We start from the raw sequence: 15,613 nt of genomic DNA on the forward strand, positions 1-15,613 counted from the left end.
CCGAATGCGCTCCCGTTATGCTTCCGCCGCATGAGCACAGGACAGGGCCGCAGCGTCGAGCTGCGCCACTTGCGGGCCTTCCTCGCCGTCGCCGACGCGGGCAACGTCACACGCGCCGCAGCCGCGCTCCGGCTCACCCAGCCCGCCGTCTCCCGCACCCTCGCCGCCCTTGAGCAGCATCTCGGCGTCCGGCTCGTGGACCGCTCCACCCATCACCTCGCCCTCACCCCCGAGGGCGTCGTCTTCCGCGACAAGGCGGCCGCCGCGGTCGCCGCTTTCGACGAGGCGGTCGACTCCGGTGGATTGCGCCACTGGCCGCTGCGGCTCGGACACGCCTGGTCCGCGTTCGGCCCGTACACCACACCGCTGCTCCGCAGCTGGCAGGAGCGGTACCCGGAGACCCCTCTCGAGCTGCTGCGGATCGACGACCGCACGGCCGGGCTCACCCGCGGCGAGGTCGACGCGGCGCTGCTGCGCGGGCCCGTCGACGCGCCGGGGCTCGTCACCGAGGTGCTGTTCAGCGAGGACCGGGTGGCGGCGGTGACCGCGGACGGGCCGCTCGCCGCACACACCATGCTCCGTCTCGCCGATCTCGCGGACGGCACGGTCGTCCTCAACACCGTCTCCGGCACCACCACCGTCGATCTGTGGCCGCCGCACGCCCGGCCCGCCGCCACCCTCACCGTCGCCAACACCGACGACTGGCTGACCGCCATCGCGGCCGGGCGCGGCTCCGGGGTGTCGGTCGCCTCCACCGCCGACATGCATCCGCACGCCGGGGTCGCGTACCGCCCGCTCGTCGATGCCCCGACCGTGCCGCTGCTGCTCGCCCGCCGCGACGCACCCGGCCATCCGGCGCTGCCGAAGCTCGCCGCAATGGCCCGCGAAATCATTGGAGAAGACATCACCGGGTGAGGGGACTTCCCCGCACAGCAGGGAAGTTGGGGTGCTGTGAAAGCCGGACACAGGCCGGCCGACACCTGTCGCCATCCGGCCGATGGCGCCCACCCCGGAGCAGGCGGCCGGGCTCGCGCTCGACCCGATCGATCCGAAGAGTCTCAGGGCCATCGCCTTCAACTACCCGACCGACCTGATCGCGTGGATCAACAAGCCGTCCGTGCGGGCGCTCGGCCCGGCCTCGGTGGGTGGTGTGGGCTCGGCGCGCGGGCTGGCCGGGATGTACGCGGCCGCCATCTCGGCGGTGGACGGCCGGGCCCCGCTGCTCAAGGCGGAGACGCTCGCCGAGGTAGCCCGGCTGCGCGCGGTGGGCACCGATCTGGTGACCGGCGAGGAGGACCACTTCGGGCTCGGCTTCGAGCGGCCGGCCGTGCGGTATCCGTCGCTGGGCGAGGGGGCGTTCGGGCACTGCGGTGCGGCGGGGGCGCAGGCGTTTGCCGATCCGGCCAGTGGGGTGGCGTACGGGTACACACGGCGGCGGTATGCGTTTCCTGGCGGGGCGGCGCCGGAGAACGAGCGGTTGGTGGCTGCGGTGGTGCGGGCGGCCGCCACGGACTGATGGCACGCGGGGCGGGGAGTGCCTGTTCCCCACCCCGCCCCTTCCCGAACCCGGGGCTCCGCCCCGGAGCCCCGCCGCTCAATCGCCGCAGGGGCTTGGGTGTTGCCGCAGGGGCTTGGGTCAGATCGGGTGGGTGTCGGTACCGTTCAGGCCCTCTGCCAGCAGCTCCGCCAGGTGTCTCGACCGCACGCCTGCCAGCTGTGCCAGTTGGGTCCGGCAGGAGAAGCCGTCCGCCAGGATGTCCGTGCCGGGCTCCGCGCTCCGTACCGACGGCAGGAGCTGCTCCTCCGCGCATGCCACCGACACCCCCCAGTGGCCCCGTTCGAAACCGAAGTTTCCCGCCAGTCCGCAGCAGCCACCGGTCAGTTCCCCTTCCAGTCCGGCGCGTTCGCGCAGCCGTCGTTCCGCCGCGTCGCCGAGGACCGCGTGCTGGTGGCAGTGGGTCTGGCCGACGACCGGGCGGTCCAGGCGCGGCGGTTGCCAGTCGGGGGCGTACTCCTCCAGGTACTGCGCCAAAGTGCGTACGGAGGCAGCGAGTTCGGCGGCGCGGGGGTCGTCGGGGAGGAGCTCAGGGAAGTCCGTACGGAGGGTGGCGGCGCAGCTCGGTTCGAGGACGACGAGCGGGTCGCCGAGGGAGGGCCCCATCCGGTCCAGCGTGCGGCGCATGACCCTGCGGGCCTTGTCCAGCTGGCCCGTCGATACGTAGGTGAGGCCGCAGCACACTCCCCGTCCCGGATACAGGGCTGTCCGGCCCGCCGCCTCCAGGACCCGGACAGCCGCCCTGCCGACCTCCGGGGAGAGATGGTTGGTGAAGGTGTCCGGCCAGACCGTCACCACCTGGTCGCTCGAAAGGAGCACCGTCCCCCGGCCCCTGCGCTTGACCGCCCACCGCGTGAACGTCTCCCCCGCCAGCACCGGAATCGTCCGCTCCGCAGCGATGCCCGCGAGCCGTTTCACCAGTGCGGCGAGCGGGCGGATCCGGGCCAGTACGTTCAGCACGGGCGCGAACGGGGCCGCGAGCCGCAGCCACCCCGGCAGCCGGCCCATCACGTAGTGGGCGGCGGGGCGCAGCCGCCCCCGGTAGTGGTGGTGCAGGAACTCCGCCTTGTACGTGGCCATGTCCACGCCCACCGGGCAGTCGCTGCGGCATCCTTTGCAGGACAGGCACAGGTCGAGCGCGTCCCGGACCTCCTTCGACCGCCAGCCGTCCGTGATCACCTCACCCGCGAGCATCTCGTGCAGCAGCCGGGCCCGGCCGCGGGTGGAGTGCGCCTCCTCGCCGGTCGCCCGGAACGACGGGCACATCACGCCCGCGCCCGGCGCCTGCGCCGTACGGCACTTCGCGACGCCGACACACCGTCGTACGGCCGCCGAGAAGTCGCCGCCGTCGTGCGGGTAGCCGAAGGTGACGTCCACCGGGTGCGTCGGCAGGACGTCGAAGCGGAGATTCTCGTCGAGGCGGGCCGGGCGGGCGAGCACACCGGGGTTCATGCCGCCGTCCGGGTCCCAGAGGTCCTTGAACCTCCCGAAGAGAGCGACGAGTTCGTCCCCGTACATGCGGGGAAGCAGCTCGGCCCGGGCCTGCCCGTCGCCGTGTTCCCCGCTCAGCGAGCCGCCGTGCGCGACGACGAGCGTGGCCAGCTCCTCGGAGAAGCGGCGGAACCGGGCCACGCCGTCACCGCTCAGCAGGTCGAAGTCGATCCGCACATGGATGCAGCCGTCGCCGAAGTGTCCGTACGGTGTGCCGCGCAGCCCGTGTGCCGTGAGCAGGGCGCGGAATTCGCGCAGATAGGGGCCGAGGCGGGCGGGCGGTACGGCGCAGTCCTCCCAGCCGGGCCAGGCCTCACTGCCGTCGGGCATCCGGGTCGCCGTGCCGGATGCGTCCTCCCGGATGCGCCACAGGGCCCGCTGCCCGGCCGGGTCCGTGACGACGGCCGCGTCCAACGCGTCGGCCGCCCGCAGGATCTGTCCGGCGCGTGCCCGTGCCTCGGCCGGGGTGGCGCCGCCCGTCTCGACGAAGAGCCAGGCTCCGCCGCGCGGCAGACCGGCCGGTTCGCGTACGAGATCGGCGGCCATGCCCTCGACCGTCAGGGGGCAGTACGGGAGGAGGCCGGGGGCGGCTTCGGCGGCCGCGGACTCGTCGGCGTACCCGAGTACGGCGAGGGCGCGGGCCTCGGGTGCCTCGACCAGCCGTACGGTCGCCTCCGTCACCACGCCGAGCGTCCCCTCGCTGCCGCAGAAGGCGCGGGCGAGGTCCGGTCCGCGCTCCGGCAGCAGGGCGTCGAGGGCGTACCCGGAGATGCGGCGCGGGAGTTCGGGGAAGCCGGTGCGCAGCAGGGCGAGGTGGCTGCCGGCCAGTTCGCGCAGGCCGGCGGGCGCGCCGTCCCACCGGCCGCGGCCCAGCCGCAGCGTGTCGCCGCCGTAGCGGGCGACGGTCAGCGCTTCGACGTTGTCGGCGGTGGTGCCCCAGGCCACCGAGTGCGAGCCGCAGGAGTTGTTGCCGATCATCCCGCCGAGTGTGCAGCGGCTGTGTGTGGACGGGTCCGGGCCGAACGTGAGGCCGTGCGGTGCGGCGGCGCGGCGCAGGTCGTCCAGGATCACGCCCGGCTGGACGACGGCCGTGCGGGCCCCGGCGTCCAGCTCCACGATCGACCGCAGGTGGCGGGTGAGGTCGAGGACCACACCGGTGCCGGTGGCCTGCCCGGCGATGGAGGTACCGCCGCCGCGCGGGACCACGGGCACCTCGTGCGCGCGGCAGACGGCGAGCGCGGCGGCGATGTCGTCGGCGTCGCGCGGGGCGACGACGCCGAGCGGTACGCGACGGTAGTTGGAGGCGTCCATCGTCATCAGCGCCCGTGCGGTGGCGTCGAACTCCACCTCTCCGCGCACAGCGCTGGAGAGGGCCCGCACAAGTGAGGTCCGCATCTGCTCGTCGGTCATGCGCCCAGGATGCCGTCGATCGTCCCGCCGACCGGGCCACTGGAGCTGCCGCCCCTCGCGTTTCCCCTGAATACGTCAGTACGTCGGAATACGTCGGAATACGTCGGTCCCGTAGTCACATACGTAACAAAGAAATCCGCAAGCGCTTCACAAACAGATCGTCAATTCTCATATAGTGACCTCGACTTGATTAGGAATTATCAGATCCAGTTATCGCCTCCACCCTCTCCCGTGCCGAACTGTCCGGATCCGCCCTGTCCGTCACCGTCCGCCCCCAAGGACTCCGCTTGCGTCCCTCATCCCGGCCGACCGCACTGGCCCTGCTGGTCTCGACGGCCGTCACCGGCTCCTGCTGCCTGTGGGCGGTCGTCGCCGCCCCCGCCTCGGTAAGGACCCCGCTGGCCTGGGGGGCGGGCGCCGCCGCCGTGCTGCTGTCGGTCGCCGTGGCCGCCGCCGTGCACGCCCGGGCCACCATGCGCCTGCTGCGCGCGCGTCACGCGGCGGAGGCCGAGCGGTTCACCGCGGAGACGGCCAGGATCAAGGCCGCCGCCTCGGCCGAGACCGCCCGGGTCTCCGAGCAGGCGGCCGCCGAGGCCGCCCGACTGGGCGCCGAGGTGGAACAGCTCACCGCCCGCGCGGCCCGCAGCGCCACCGAGCGCTCCGCCGCGGTCGCCGCATGTGCCAATGCCGCGGGCCGGATGCAGGCCCTGGCCACGAGCATGCTCGCCGACCTGCGCGAGATGGAGCACCGGCACTCCGCGGAGGACATCCTCGGCGATCTGCTGCATCTGGACCACCGCACCGCCCAGGTCGGCCGGGTGGCCGACTCCATCGCCGTGCTGACCGGTGCCCGCTCCGGGCGCCGCTGGGCGAAGCCGATCGTGATGGAGTCGATCCTGCGCGGTGCGATGGGCCGGATCGGCGACTACCAGCGGGTACGTCTCCACTCGACCAGTGATGTCGCGATCGCCGGTCACGCCGCCGAGGGCGTCATGCACGCCCTCGCCGAACTCCTCGACAACGCCGCCAACTTCTCGCCGCCCACCGCGGAAGTCCATGTGTACGTCGAGGAGGTGCCGGCCGGTGTCGTGCTGACTGTCGAGGACAGCGGTCTGGTGATGAGCGATGTGCAGTTGCGGCGCGCCGAGCGCGCGGTGTCCGCGACCGACCAGGACCTGGCCGGGCTGTCCGGCACCCGGCTCGGCCTGGCCGTCGTCGGCCGGCTGGCCCGTAAGCACGGTCTGACGGTGTCGTTCCGGCCGTCCGCGCGGGGCGGCACGGGGGCATTGATGATGCTCCCGCAGGAGCTCATCACCCGGACCTCGGTGGCCGTCCCGGCACCCGACCCGGTCACCGCGGCGACCCTCGCACCGGCCGCCGGGCCGGAACCCGCCCACGACGCGACGGGCTCGGCACCGAAGACCGACACCGGCGCCGAGCCCGGCACGGACACCGGCACCGAGCCCGAGCCCGCCACCGGCGACAGCGGACTGCCCAAACGCACCCGCGGCCGTACCCTCGCCGCCGCCGAGGCCCGCGCCCGGACCGACGGCGCCACCGCAACTCCCCGGCCCCGTACCGCCGACCCCAAGGAACAGGCAGCGCGCTTCAGCAGCTTCCGCCAGGCTGTACGGCCCAATTCCCCGCACCCGGAAGGCAACACCCGATGACCGCGACCACCGACGAGAAGCTCAACTGGCTGCTGGAGGGGCTCCTGGAGCGCACCCCCGGTACCCGGCATGCCCTCGTCCTCTCCAGGGACGGCCTCAAGCTGTGCCGCACCCCCGAGCTCTCCGTCGACCAGGCCGACCAGCTGGCCGCGATCTCGGCCGGCATCCAGAGCCTCTCGCACGGCGCGTCCGTCGAGTTCGGTGACGGCACCGGCGGCGTACGGTCCGCGATGGCCGAGTTCTACGGCGGCGTGCTGTTCATCGTCGAGGCGGGCGCGGGCGCCCATCTCGCGGTCGTCGCCTCCGAGGACGCCGATGTCGGCCTCATCGGGCACAACATGAGCGAGCTCGTCGAGCAGCTCGGCGAGCACCTCAGTGCCCCGCCACGCTCCCCCTCGGACCTGGCTGCCACCGTCGACGCGACCGCCGACGTATGACCCGCCCCCGACCCGGCCGGGACGACGGCCCGGACCGGCTGTACACCCTCACCGGTGGCCGCAGCCGGTCCGATTCGGACGCGTTCGATCTGGTGACGCTGGTGGTCTCCGAATGTGAGCCGTCCCCCGGCATGCAGTCGGAGCACGTCACCATCCTGCGCATGTGCGAGCGCCCCACCGCGGTCGTGGAGATCGCGGCGGGCCTCGGCCTGCCGGTCAGCATCGTCCGGATCATGCTGTCCGATCTGCTGGCCACCGGCCGGATCAGCGCCCGTCACCCCCGTACCGCCCGTGTCGCGGACCGGTTCCCCGACCCCGACATCCTGGAACAGGTGCTCGTTGGACTCCGCAACCTCTGACCGTTCCGCCCTGCAGGCGACGGCCGACAACGGACTGAAGATCGTCGTCGTCGGCGGCTTCGGGGTCGGCAAGACCACCATGGTCCGCTCCGTCAGCGAGATCCGTCCGCTGAACACGGAAGAGACCATGACCCGCGCGGGCGAGGCCGTCGACCGTCTCGACGGGGTGCACGCGAAATCGTCCACGACCGTCGCCTTCGACTTCGGCCGGATCACGCTCGACGAACGCTCGGTGCTGTACCTGTTCGGTGCCCCCGGTCAGGAACGCTTCTGGTTCCTGTGGGACCGGCTGTTCTCGGGCACGCTCGGCGCCGTCGTCCTCGTCGACACCCGTCGGCTCGCCGACTCCTGGTACGCGATCGACCGCCTGGAGCACCACGGCACGCCGTTCATCGTGGCGTGCAACGACTTCGGCGGCCCGCTCCACACCGAACAGCAGATACGTGAGGCGCTCGACCTCTCGGACGACATACCCCTGGTGGAGTGCGACGCGCGGGACCGTTCGTCGAGCAAGTACGTACTGATCACGCTGGTCGAGCACCTCCATGCGCTCGCACAGGGCAAGGTGACCGCCCCGACCACCGCCCGTACGGAGACCGCGCCGGAGCCCGCACCGCAGAAGACCCCGGAGCCCAGCTCGTGACTCAGCCCCCGGCGCCCCGCGCCGGCTGCCCCGTCCCGCACGGCCCCGCGCCGCCCCCGGGCCCCCGGTTCCAGACCGAACCGACCCGGCTGTACCGCGAGATGCGCCGCGACCACGGAGCCGTGGCGCCAGTCGTCCTCGGCGGCGACGTACCCGCCTGGCTCGTCCTCAAGCCGATCGTCACCCGGAACGACCTGTACGACCTGCCGGTCGATCTGGGCTGATCCGCCGTTCGAGGTGGTCCACAGGCCGGAGCGGGTGTCTCATCCGACGGACACGGTCCTCGACCGTGTCCATCAGGTACTACGCTCCGGTTCGTGGCCGATATCCAGATTCCCGCTGACATCAAGCCCTCCGACGGACGCTTCGGCGCCGGTCCTTCCAAGGTGCGGACGGAGGCGCTCGACGCGCTGGCCGCCACCGGAACGTCTCTTCTCGGTACGTCCCACCGCCAGGCCCCGGTCAAGAACCTGGTCGGCTCGGTGCGTCAGGGTGTGCGCGACCTCTTCTCCCTCCCCGAGGGCTACGAGGTGATCCTGGGCAACGGCGGTTCCACCGCCTTCTGGGACATCGCGACGCACGGTCTGATCGAGACGAAGTCCCAGCACCTCAACTTCGGTGAGTTCTCGTCGAAGTTCACGAAGGCCGCCAAGCTCGCCCCGTGGCTGGCCGACCCGAGCGTCATCGCCTCCGACCCGGGCACCCACCCGGAGCCGCAGGCCGAGTCGGGCGTCGACGTCTACGCGTTCACGCACAACGAGACGTCGACCGGTGTCGCCATGCCGATCAAGCGCGTCGCGGATGCCGACGAGGGCTCCCTCGTCGTGGTGGACGCCACCTCCGGCGCCGGTGGTCTGCCGGTCGACATCACCGAGACGGACGTCTACTACTTCGGGCCGCAGAAGTCCTTCGCCGCCGACGGTGGCCTGTGGATCGCCGTGTTCTCCCCGGCGGCCCTGGAGCGCGCCGCGCGCATCCACGCCTCCGGCCGGCACATCCCGGAGTTCTTCTCGCTGCCGACGGCGATCGACAACTCCCTGAAGAACCAGACGTACAACACCCCGGCACTCGCCACGCTGTTCCTCCTGAACGAGCAGCTGACCTGGCTGAACACCCAGGGCGGCCTGGACTTCTCGGTCGGCCGCACCGGCACGTCCGCGCGGAACCTGTACGGCTGGGCCGAGGAGTCGAAGTACGCGACCCCGTTCGTCACCGACCCGGCGAAGCGCTCGCAGGTCATCGGCACCATCGACTTCGCGGACGAGATCGACGCATCGGCGGTCGCCAAGGTGCTGCGCGCCAACGGCATCGTCGACACGGAGCCGTACCGCAAGCTGGGCCGCAACCAGCTGCGTGTCGCGATGTTCCCGGCGATCGACCCGGCGGACGTGCTGGCCCTGACGGCCTGCATCGACTACGTGATCGAGAAGCTGTAACGAGCAGCTGTACGTCTGCGAGGGGCCCTTGGTACGGATCCGTACCAAGGGCCCCTCGCCGTTCCTCAGCCCGCCGCCTCCACCAGGACCGTCCGGAGCCTGCCGATCCCTTCCTCCCACGGCTCCCCGTGCCCGCCCTCGCTCCACAGCTCGAGCAGCTCGGACGGCTCGGTCACCACCCGGTCAAGAGCCTGAACCGCAAGGCCCCGCAGCTCCGGGGGAAGCGCCGGAAGCGGCTCGTCCGGCCCGTACGCAGTCGTCACGGGCTCCCCGCCCGGGCACTGCGCGGCCACCAGGGCGGCCGCTGCCACGGCCACAACGGCCTCGTCGGAGTCGAGGTAGTCCTGAGTCGCGACGACGACCGTCAGAGCCTCCCGGATCAGCTCGGCACGCTCGCCCAGCGGGGCGTCGTCCAGATCCCCCGAGAAGTCCGCTGCGGTGTCGCTGTCGAAATGACCGATGTCCCAGGTGCCCATGGCAGCCCCTCCCTCAGTGATGCGGTTCATCGTGCCAACGACCACTGACAAGGGCATGTCCCGCTCGTTCACTCGACCGAGTGGACGAGCGCCAACGGGACGTGTGGGGGCGCACCGTCCCAGGCGCACGCCCCCGGCCGGCAGGTCACGCGCCCCGCCTCCGTCGGCGCCGAGGTCACCCTCGATGTCGCGGATCTGCTCAAGGCCGGGCAGCACCGGAAGTGACGTCCGCGCGGCGCCACCGCCGCTCCCCGTCCTCCCACTCGTCGGTGGGGACGAGTCCTGCCGCCGTGGCCACTGCCGCGGACGCCGCGTGGTCGGGGTGGATGTGTGCGACGACCGTATGGACCGTGCCCCCGGCCAGCAGGTGCGCCACCAGCCCCGCCGCCGCCTCCTTCGCGTAGCCCAGGCCCTGCCACTGGGTGCCGATCACCCAGGCGATCTCGGCCCGCCGGCCCACCACCGTGGCCTGGACCCAGCCCGCCGGGCGGCCGTCGGCGCGGACCCGGAGTACCCAGTTCCACCAGTGTTCGGCAGGGTCGGGGGAGCCGGATTCCCAGCGGGTGTAGCGGGCCCGGAGGGTGTCGAGGTCCTCCGGGGCGCCGCCCGTGTACGTGTGCAGGGCCGGGTCGGCAAGGACCGTCACCATCTCCTCGGCGTGCGCGGCTCGCAGCGGAGTTGCGTCGAGCCGCTCGGTGGAGAAGGCCTCGGGCCCGTGGTTCGTCATAGCGCCCGACCCTACGTGCGGCGCCTCACGGGATGGCTCCGGCCCCGGGACGTACGCCGACGGGGTCGGGTGCGGTCGGTCAGCCGCGCTTGCGGCGCCGGTTCATGAAGACGAGTGCGCCCACGGCGGCGAGCAGCGCCGCTCCGACCAGCGTGCTGCCCTTCATCTCACTGCCGCCCGCGCCCGCGCCGTCGGCGGACGACGCGCCGCCGCCGTCCTTCGACGGCGACTTGGAGTCGCTGCCGTTCCCGCGCGCTCCTGCGACGTCCACCCGTACCACCTCGCTCCGCGCGCCCTCCGAGCCGAACATCAGCGCCGAGCCGTCCGCCGTGTACGTCACGGACTCGGCCTGCCCCTGCAGCGGCGCGTCCACACGGTGGTCGGCGCCGAGCCGTCCGTCCTCGAACGCGTAGCCACGGGCGCTGAAGTAGGACCGCAGCACCAGTTCCTTCCCGTCCGGCGAGAACGTCCCGTCCGTCACCCATGGCACCTCCCCGACCCGCCGGAACACATTGGTCCGGCCGGTGGTGAGCCGTGCGGGGCCTTCGTAGAGTCCGCCGCCGCCCTCGTTCTTCGAGGCGATGTAGACCCGGCCGGTCTTCGGGTGCACCATCAGCGCCTCGGCGTTGCGCGCCCCGTCCGCGTACTTCACGTCGAACTGGGTCGCCCGGACCGTCGCGTCCTTCAGCACCTTCGGTTCGGGGAACCGGTAGATCCAGACGTGGTCCCAGCTGCCGTTCAGGTTGTCGCCGATGTCGCCGACGTACAGATTGCCGTCGGGCCCGAGCGAGATCGCCTCCACGTCGCGCGGCGCGCCGACCCCGCGCATGGTGATCGTCGCGACGGTCTTCCCGGTCCGGGAGTCGACGGCGTAGATGTACGGACCGTCCTCGCTGTCGTTGTGCGTCCAGTAGATGCCCGGGTGGGCGCGGCTCGCGGCGAGACCGCTGGACTCGGTGATCCGGGGGTCCTCGATCGTGAAGCTGCGGTCGGCAGCTCCGTCGTCGGCCGTGGCCGGGGTCGCGGCCGCACCGGCGAGGACGAGCAGCGCGGCGGCGCCGGAGACAGTCAGATACGAACGCATGGGGTCAAGTGTCCATCGTCACGTCGCAGCCCGGCGCGCTGATCCGCCATGATGTCGCCATGCGTTTCATGTTCGTCGGCGATTCCATGACCATCGGGCGCGCCGGCGACTTCACCTGGCGCTACCGCATGTGGCAGCACCTCGAAGCGGCCTTCGACGGCCCGTACGAGATCGTCGGCCCGCGCACCGAGCTGTACGACACCGTGACGAACACTCCGGTCTCGTACGCGTACGGCGACCCGGAGTTCCCCGCCGGGGCCCGACGCCATCTGGCGGGCTGGGGCGAGGGGTGGCTGCACATGGCCCCGGTGATCGCGGACACGGTCACCGCGACCCGCGCGGACGTGCTGCTCGTCTCGCTCGGCCTGATAGACCTCGGGTTCTACACGGACAGCGAGCAGACCGCCCTGAACGTACGGGCGTTCATCGAGGCCGCCCGCACCGCCGCACCGCACATCAAGGCTGTGCTCCTGCCCGTGATACCGAACGTCCGGGCCGAGTCCGATGCCCCGTTCGCCGCCGAGTGCGACCGCTTCAACGAACTGCTCGCGAAGGCCGTCGCCGATCTCGACGCGCCTGCGTCCCCGATCCTGCTGGCGTCGCGCCCGGCCACGTACGACATCCACACGGACACCTACGACGGTACGCACCCCGGCCCCACGGGCGAACAGAAACTTGCCGGGGCGTTCGCCGACGCGATGCATCAGGCGTGGGGCCTGGGAGGTCCCTACATATCGAGCCCGTCCGGGGGGTTGAGTACGACAGCCCCGGGTCCCCCGAACCTCCTCAGTGCCCCGCGGGTCGCGCCCGCACATGCATCCGCTCGCCCTGTCTCCCGAACAGGCTGAGGAACTCGACCGGTTCCGGCCCGGCGCCGGCCCACGCGTGGGGCGTACGGGTGTCGAACTCCACGACCTCCCCGGCGGTGAGTACGAGATCGTGCTCACCCAGCACCAGCCGAAGCCTCCCGGCGAGCACGTACAGCCACTCGTAGCCCTCGTGCACCCGCTGCTCCAGCGGCCCGGTCGCGCCCCGCCCGCCGGGAAGGATCTGCTTGTACGCGTGCGGCCCGCCGAGGTGACGGGTCAGCGGCATGAATGTCATGCCGTCGCGGGTGAAGGGGCGCAGATGGACGCGGGGATCCCCGGTGGGCGGGGCGCCGACGAGTTCGTCCAGCTGCACGCCGTACGCCTTGGCCAGCCGCAGCAGCAGTTCCAGGGTCGGTCTGCGGTGGCCGGACTCCAGCCGGGAGAGGGTGCTGAGCGAGATGCCGGTCGTATCGCTCAGCTGGGCCAGGGTCGTGCCGCGGTCCCGGCGCAGCGCCCGCAGTCTCGGACCGACAGCGGTCAGGACGGCGGCGAACCCGTCTCCGTCCGCCTCTTCTTCTCCGGCTGCCTTCGCACCCTCTGCCATGCCTCCATTTGCCGTCCCGGCAAGTAAAGTTGTCAAGCCGCGTGGTCATGTCGAGCTGTCACGGCGAGCCCAGCATGATCAGGGAGAGCCGGGTCAGCTCATCGATCAGCCAGTCGGGCGTGACCTGGCGCGGACGTCGGCCGTGGTGGGCGAGGAGCTCGTCGACCGAGTGGGTCATCACCATGACCGCGACCCGCTGGTCGCCGTCCCCCACCTCACCCCGCTCCGCGGCACGCTCGGCCTCGCAGGTCAGGAACTCCGACCACATCGTCCGCCACATCGCGAGATGGTCGTCCACCGTGCGGCTGACGCCCAGCACTTCGACGAACGCCACCCGCGCCGCGCGCGGATCGTCCGTGACGGCCCGCACATAGGCGTCGAAGAGGCGACGGAACCGCTCCTCGGTCGAGCACTCGTCCATGCCGTCGGAGAGCAGGACCGCCTCGGACGCGCGCAGTCCGCGGGTCGCCACCTCGTCGTACAGGGCGATCAACAGCGCCTCCCGCGAGGTGAACTGCTGGGAGAAGGCCCGGACCGGCACCTTTGCCTCGGCGCAGAGCTGCTCGACGGTCGTGTTTGCGTAGCCGTATGCGGCGAACAGGGCCCGTCCGGCCCGCAACAGCCGTCCACGCCACTGCGCACGGTCCTCGGCGATCGCATGGACCGTCCCGACCGGCCCGACCGCCTCGCCCGTCCCTGTTCCGCGGCTCACCAGGGCATCCACCACAGGTCCTCTTTCGTCGGCCCCGACATCCCGGCTCGGGGCGGCAACCCAGGAAACGCCGCCATTCTCCCCGTTTCGCCCCACAAGCGGAGGATCCGCCACGCCTTCGATGCCCGCCGATCGACAGGCGATGTCGCCCCTCGGAGAGCTTGTTCACGTAGATGTTCTTGGTGAACCGGGTGTCCTCGCGGCAGGCGTCGAGCGATCCCTCCTGCCCCGGATCGAGCAGGACCAGGTTTCCGTCCTGGCTCTCCGCGTCGAGATATCCGCCCGTGTCGTAGGAGAGTTCGTACCCACCGTCCTCGCCCTGCACGGGCCGGAGGTCGTCGTCACCGAGCGTCAGGTGGTACCCGGCTGTGCGAACCGGCGGCGGAACTCGGCGACCTCCCCGAACTCGGGGCGGATCACCTTGATGGCCACGGGCCGCCCACCGGGCGTGTACGACAGATACACCTTGCCCATGCCGCCCGCGCCGAGCTCGGCGGCCGGCCGGTATCCGCCGATGGTTGTCGGGTCGTCCCCCGCAAGCGGCTGAAAGACCTGGGGCGAACTCTCCCGGTCCGGCTGCTGAGCATTCATGAACTCACGTCTCCCCCGAAGAACGCCACCATCGACACGGCACCCTGTCCAAGGACGAGCCGTCGGCGCCCGCGCCCATTCCCCCACCGCCTGGGCGGACTTACCCCCGTACGCCGCGCGGCAGCAGGGGCCGGGCGGCGCCGGAGGCCGCGTCGCCGGCTGTCGGACCCGCTCCGTAGGGTGTCGGCATGTCCACTGAGTCGCCCCTGATCCAGAGCATGCGTACCGCTGTCGCCGCGGCGCCCACCGACATACCGCTGCGCCTGCACCTCGCCGAGCTGTTGCTCGGTGAGGGTCTGAGCGAGGCCGCGGTCGCCGAGGCCGCCGTGGCGTTGCAGCACGCGCCCGGGGACGCGGGGGCGCGGGCGCTCATGATGCGGGCGATGGGCCTGCCCGCACCGGCTGCCGAAAAGCCGGAGTCGGTGCCGACTCCGGCACCGGAGGTGCCCGACGCCCCCGCGCCACCCACCGGCTTCGACTGGGACCACGGCGGGACAGGACCTCACCGAGCAGGCGACCGCGCTGCTCATGCTCAATCGTGTCGACGAGGCGAAGGCGCTGCTGGCGAAGCGGCTGGCCCAGGACCCCGAAGACGTACGTGCCTGGTCCCAGCTGGGGCGCTGCCACGAACACGTCAAGGAGTACGAGCAAGCCGTCGATGCGACCGGGGCGGCGCTCGCGCTCGACCCGGAGTACGCCAACGCACTGATCATCCGGACGTACGCACTGCGTCGGCTGCGGCGCACCGACGAGGCGCTGGCGGCGGCACAGGAAGCGGTACGGCTCGCCCCGCATTTCTGGCAGTCGTACGAGGCACTCGCCGAGGCGCTGAACGCCTGGCAGCCACGCTGGCCCGAGGTGCTGGAGGCAGCGCAGGAGGCCGTCCGACTGGGCCCGGAAGAGATTGGGGCGTACTACGCGCTCTGGAAGGCGGCCCTCCTCAACGGCCGGCACGAGATCACCAGGATGGCGATCCGCGAGGCCCTGCGGATCGACCCGAACAACGCCTGGGCGCTGCGCGAGCACGCGGACAGGCAGGCCGCTGCGCCCGGGGTGAAGCCGAAGCAACGAGCCGAGGTGTACGCGCAGGCGCTGGCCGCCGACCCGTCCTCGGCCGGACTGCAGCAGGGGCTGGACCGGGCGGTGTTCCAGATGCTGCGCGGCACCCGCTGGCTCGCCGTACTGAGTCTGGTGCTGGCTGGTGCGGCGATCAACCTGTTCCCGTCCGACGGGGACGCCCCGGAGCTGCCGCTGCCGCTCGGGACCCGGCTGTACGTGCTGGCGCTGATCGGCGCGGTCTGGGCGTTCGGTGCGTGGCGGCGCTACCGGAAGCTGCGTGCGGGGGTGCAGCTGAGCGTGCGGTCACTGGTGCGGCGGATGTTCTGGGCGCGGCTGGTGCTCGTGCAGGCGGTGCTGGGGACGCTCTGCGCGGTGGCGGTCGCGGCGGTGCCGTGGACGGACCGGGGCGTTCCGCAGGTGATCTTCTGGGTGGGGCTCGCCCCGACGCTGCTGACGATCTGGTTCGACCGGCCGCGCACGCGGTAGGGGCCGCGTGCCCACAGCCGGTCACGGCACCAGCTGGTTGCCGGTGCCGGGCCCGAGCATCAGC

Annotated in this window: 15 protein-coding genes and 3 pseudogenes; 11 read left to right on the top strand and 7 right to left on the bottom strand. The window is 71.9% G+C overall.

Features of this window, described 5'->3' with window-relative positions; all coding sequences use genetic code 11:
* Positions 1–30: 30 nt before the first annotated feature.
* Positions 31–915, top strand: coding sequence for a LysR family transcriptional regulator (locus ACWCP8_RS04185; RefSeq protein WP_352265929.1), 885 nt, complete (start codon positions 31–33; stop codon positions 913–915).
* A gap of 82 nt (positions 916–997) precedes the next feature.
* On the top strand, positions 998–1,516 hold the full coding sequence (locus ACWCP8_RS04190) for a serine hydrolase (RefSeq protein ID WP_451114061.1): 519 nt from the start codon (positions 998–1,000) through the stop codon (positions 1,514–1,516).
* A gap of 120 nt (positions 1,517–1,636) precedes the next feature.
* On the opposite strand, the gene ACWCP8_RS04195 is transcribed toward ACWCP8_RS04190, so the two are convergent.
* Complete coding sequence (locus ACWCP8_RS04195; RefSeq protein WP_451114062.1) at positions 1,637–4,456, bottom strand: FAD-binding and (Fe-S)-binding domain-containing protein; 2,820 nt, start codon at positions 4,454–4,456, stop codon at positions 1,637–1,639.
* Positions 4,457–4,743: 287 nt separating this feature from the next.
* Between ACWCP8_RS04195 and ACWCP8_RS04200 the strand changes: the two genes are divergently transcribed.
* From ACWCP8_RS04200 to serC, 6 genes and pseudogenes are all read left to right on the top strand, one after another.
* The gene (locus ACWCP8_RS04200) at positions 4,744–6,126 is read left to right on the top strand and encodes an ATP-binding protein (RefSeq protein WP_451114063.1); all 1,383 of its coding nucleotides are present in this window, start codon (positions 4,744–4,746) and stop codon (positions 6,124–6,126) included.
* The gene (locus ACWCP8_RS04205; RefSeq protein WP_352265932.1) at positions 6,123–6,563 is read left to right on the top strand and encodes a roadblock/LC7 domain-containing protein; all 441 of its coding nucleotides are present in this window, start codon (positions 6,123–6,125) and stop codon (positions 6,561–6,563) included. Before ACWCP8_RS04200 ends, ACWCP8_RS04205 begins: the two co-directional genes overlap by 4 nt.
* The gene (locus ACWCP8_RS04210; protein WP_267003310.1) at positions 6,560–6,922 is read left to right on the top strand and encodes a DUF742 domain-containing protein; all 363 of its coding nucleotides are present in this window, start codon (positions 6,560–6,562) and stop codon (positions 6,920–6,922) included. Before ACWCP8_RS04205 ends, ACWCP8_RS04210 begins: the two co-directional genes overlap by 4 nt.
* Positions 6,903–7,565 carry a GTP-binding protein gene (locus tag ACWCP8_RS04215; protein ID WP_352265933.1) on the top strand — a complete coding sequence of 221 codons (663 nt, stop codon included), beginning with the start codon at positions 6,903–6,905 and terminating at the stop codon, positions 7,563–7,565. The genes ACWCP8_RS04210 and ACWCP8_RS04215 overlap by 20 nt, the downstream gene beginning before the upstream one ends.
* Positions 7,562–7,735: pseudogene (locus ACWCP8_RS04220) on the top strand (cytochrome P450); the annotation flags it as partial. The gene ACWCP8_RS04215 and the pseudogene ACWCP8_RS04220, both read left to right, overlap by 4 nt.
* 147 nt (positions 7,736–7,882) lie before the next feature.
* Positions 7,883–9,001 (top strand): phosphoserine transaminase, encoded by a 1,119-nt coding sequence (serC, locus tag ACWCP8_RS04225; RefSeq protein WP_352265934.1) that lies wholly within the window; start codon positions 7,883–7,885, stop codon positions 8,999–9,001.
* Between the two features lie 65 nt (positions 9,002–9,066).
* Here serC and ACWCP8_RS04230 read toward each other — a convergent pair whose 3' ends face one another.
* The 3 genes from ACWCP8_RS04230 to ACWCP8_RS04240 all read right to left on the bottom strand — a co-directional run bounded on the left by ACWCP8_RS04230 (position 9,067) and on the right by ACWCP8_RS04240 (position 11,288).
* Complete coding sequence (locus ACWCP8_RS04230; RefSeq protein ID WP_352265935.1) at positions 9,067–9,477, bottom strand: DUF4259 domain-containing protein; 411 nt, start codon at positions 9,475–9,477, stop codon at positions 9,067–9,069.
* 199 nt (positions 9,478–9,676) lie between these two features.
* A complete protein-coding gene (locus ACWCP8_RS04235) occupies positions 9,677–10,204 on the bottom strand; it encodes a GNAT family N-acetyltransferase (RefSeq protein WP_352265936.1) in 528 nt (175 codons plus the stop codon).
* A gap of 79 nt (positions 10,205–10,283) precedes the next feature.
* On the bottom strand, positions 10,284–11,288 hold the full coding sequence (locus tag ACWCP8_RS04240; protein WP_451114064.1) for a WD40 repeat domain-containing protein: 1,005 nt from the start codon (positions 11,286–11,288) through the stop codon (positions 10,284–10,286).
* A gap of 59 nt (positions 11,289–11,347) precedes the next feature.
* On the opposite strand from ACWCP8_RS04240, the gene ACWCP8_RS04245 reads away from it, so the two are divergent.
* A complete protein-coding gene (locus tag ACWCP8_RS04245) occupies positions 11,348–12,136 on the top strand; it encodes a GDSL-type esterase/lipase family protein (protein WP_451114149.1) in 789 nt (262 codons plus the stop codon).
* Here the strand turns inward: ACWCP8_RS04245 and ACWCP8_RS04250 are convergent.
* The 3 genes and pseudogenes from ACWCP8_RS04250 to ACWCP8_RS04260 form a co-directional block, all read right to left on the bottom strand.
* Positions 12,075–12,701, bottom strand: a complete 627-nt coding sequence (locus ACWCP8_RS04250) for a helix-turn-helix domain-containing protein (protein WP_451114065.1) — start codon at positions 12,699–12,701, stop codon at positions 12,075–12,077. The genes ACWCP8_RS04245 and ACWCP8_RS04250 overlap by 62 nt on opposite strands.
* A 58-nt stretch (positions 12,702–12,759) precedes the next feature.
* Positions 12,760–13,356 (bottom strand): TetR/AcrR family transcriptional regulator, encoded by a 597-nt coding sequence (locus tag ACWCP8_RS04255; RefSeq protein ID WP_352266021.1) that lies wholly within the window; start codon positions 13,354–13,356, stop codon positions 12,760–12,762.
* Positions 13,357–13,779: 423 nt separating this feature from the next.
* Positions 13,780–14,004, bottom strand: a pseudogene (locus tag ACWCP8_RS04260) (serine/threonine protein kinase); the annotation flags it as partial.
* A gap of 188 nt (positions 14,005–14,192) precedes the next feature.
* On the opposite strand from ACWCP8_RS04260, the pseudogene ACWCP8_RS04265 reads away from it, so the two are divergent.
* Together ACWCP8_RS04265 and ACWCP8_RS04270 are read left to right on the top strand one after the other, a co-directional pair.
* Positions 14,193–14,486: pseudogene (locus tag ACWCP8_RS04265) on the top strand (ATP-binding protein); the annotation flags it as partial.
* Between the two features lie 46 nt (positions 14,487–14,532).
* Positions 14,533–15,549 (top strand): tetratricopeptide repeat protein, encoded by a 1,017-nt coding sequence (locus tag ACWCP8_RS04270; protein ID WP_451114066.1) that lies wholly within the window; start codon positions 14,533–14,535, stop codon positions 15,547–15,549.
* Positions 15,550–15,613: the final 64 nt, after the last annotated feature.

This window comes from Streptomyces sp. NPDC002206 (assembly GCF_053593595.1).

Bases quoted from the DNA above. Each gene is read 5' to 3' on its own strand.
- ACWCP8_RS04250 (WP_451114065.1), bottom strand. From the start codon at position 12,701: ATGGCAGAGGGTGCGAAGGCAGCCGGAGAAGAAGAGGCGGACGGAGAC.
- ACWCP8_RS04205 (WP_352265932.1), top strand. From the start codon at position 6,123: ATGACCGCGACCACCGACGAGAAGCTCAACTGGCTGCTGGAGGGGCTC.
- ACWCP8_RS04190 (WP_451114061.1), top strand. From the start codon at position 998: ATGGCGCCCACCCCGGAGCAGGCGGCCGGGCTCGCGCTCGACCCGATC.
- ACWCP8_RS04185 (WP_352265929.1), top strand. From the start codon at position 31: ATGAGCACAGGACAGGGCCGCAGCGTCGAGCTGCGCCACTTGCGGGCC.
- ACWCP8_RS04270 (WP_451114066.1), top strand. From the start codon at position 14,533: ATGCTCAATCGTGTCGACGAGGCGAAGGCGCTGCTGGCGAAGCGGCTG.
- ACWCP8_RS04230 (WP_352265935.1), bottom strand. From the start codon at position 9,477: ATGGGCACCTGGGACATCGGTCATTTCGACAGCGACACCGCAGCGGAC.
- ACWCP8_RS04240 (WP_451114064.1), bottom strand. From the start codon at position 11,288: ATGCGTTCGTATCTGACTGTCTCCGGCGCCGCCGCGCTGCTCGTCCTC.
- ACWCP8_RS04245 (WP_451114149.1), top strand. From the start codon at position 11,348: ATGCGTTTCATGTTCGTCGGCGATTCCATGACCATCGGGCGCGCCGGC.
- ACWCP8_RS04235 (WP_352265936.1), bottom strand. From the start codon at position 10,204: ATGACGAACCACGGGCCCGAGGCCTTCTCCACCGAGCGGCTCGACGCA.
- ACWCP8_RS04210 (WP_267003310.1), top strand. From the start codon at position 6,560: ATGACCCGCCCCCGACCCGGCCGGGACGACGGCCCGGACCGGCTGTAC.
- ACWCP8_RS04195 (WP_451114062.1), bottom strand. From the start codon at position 4,456: ATGACCGACGAGCAGATGCGGACCTCACTTGTGCGGGCCCTCTCCAGC.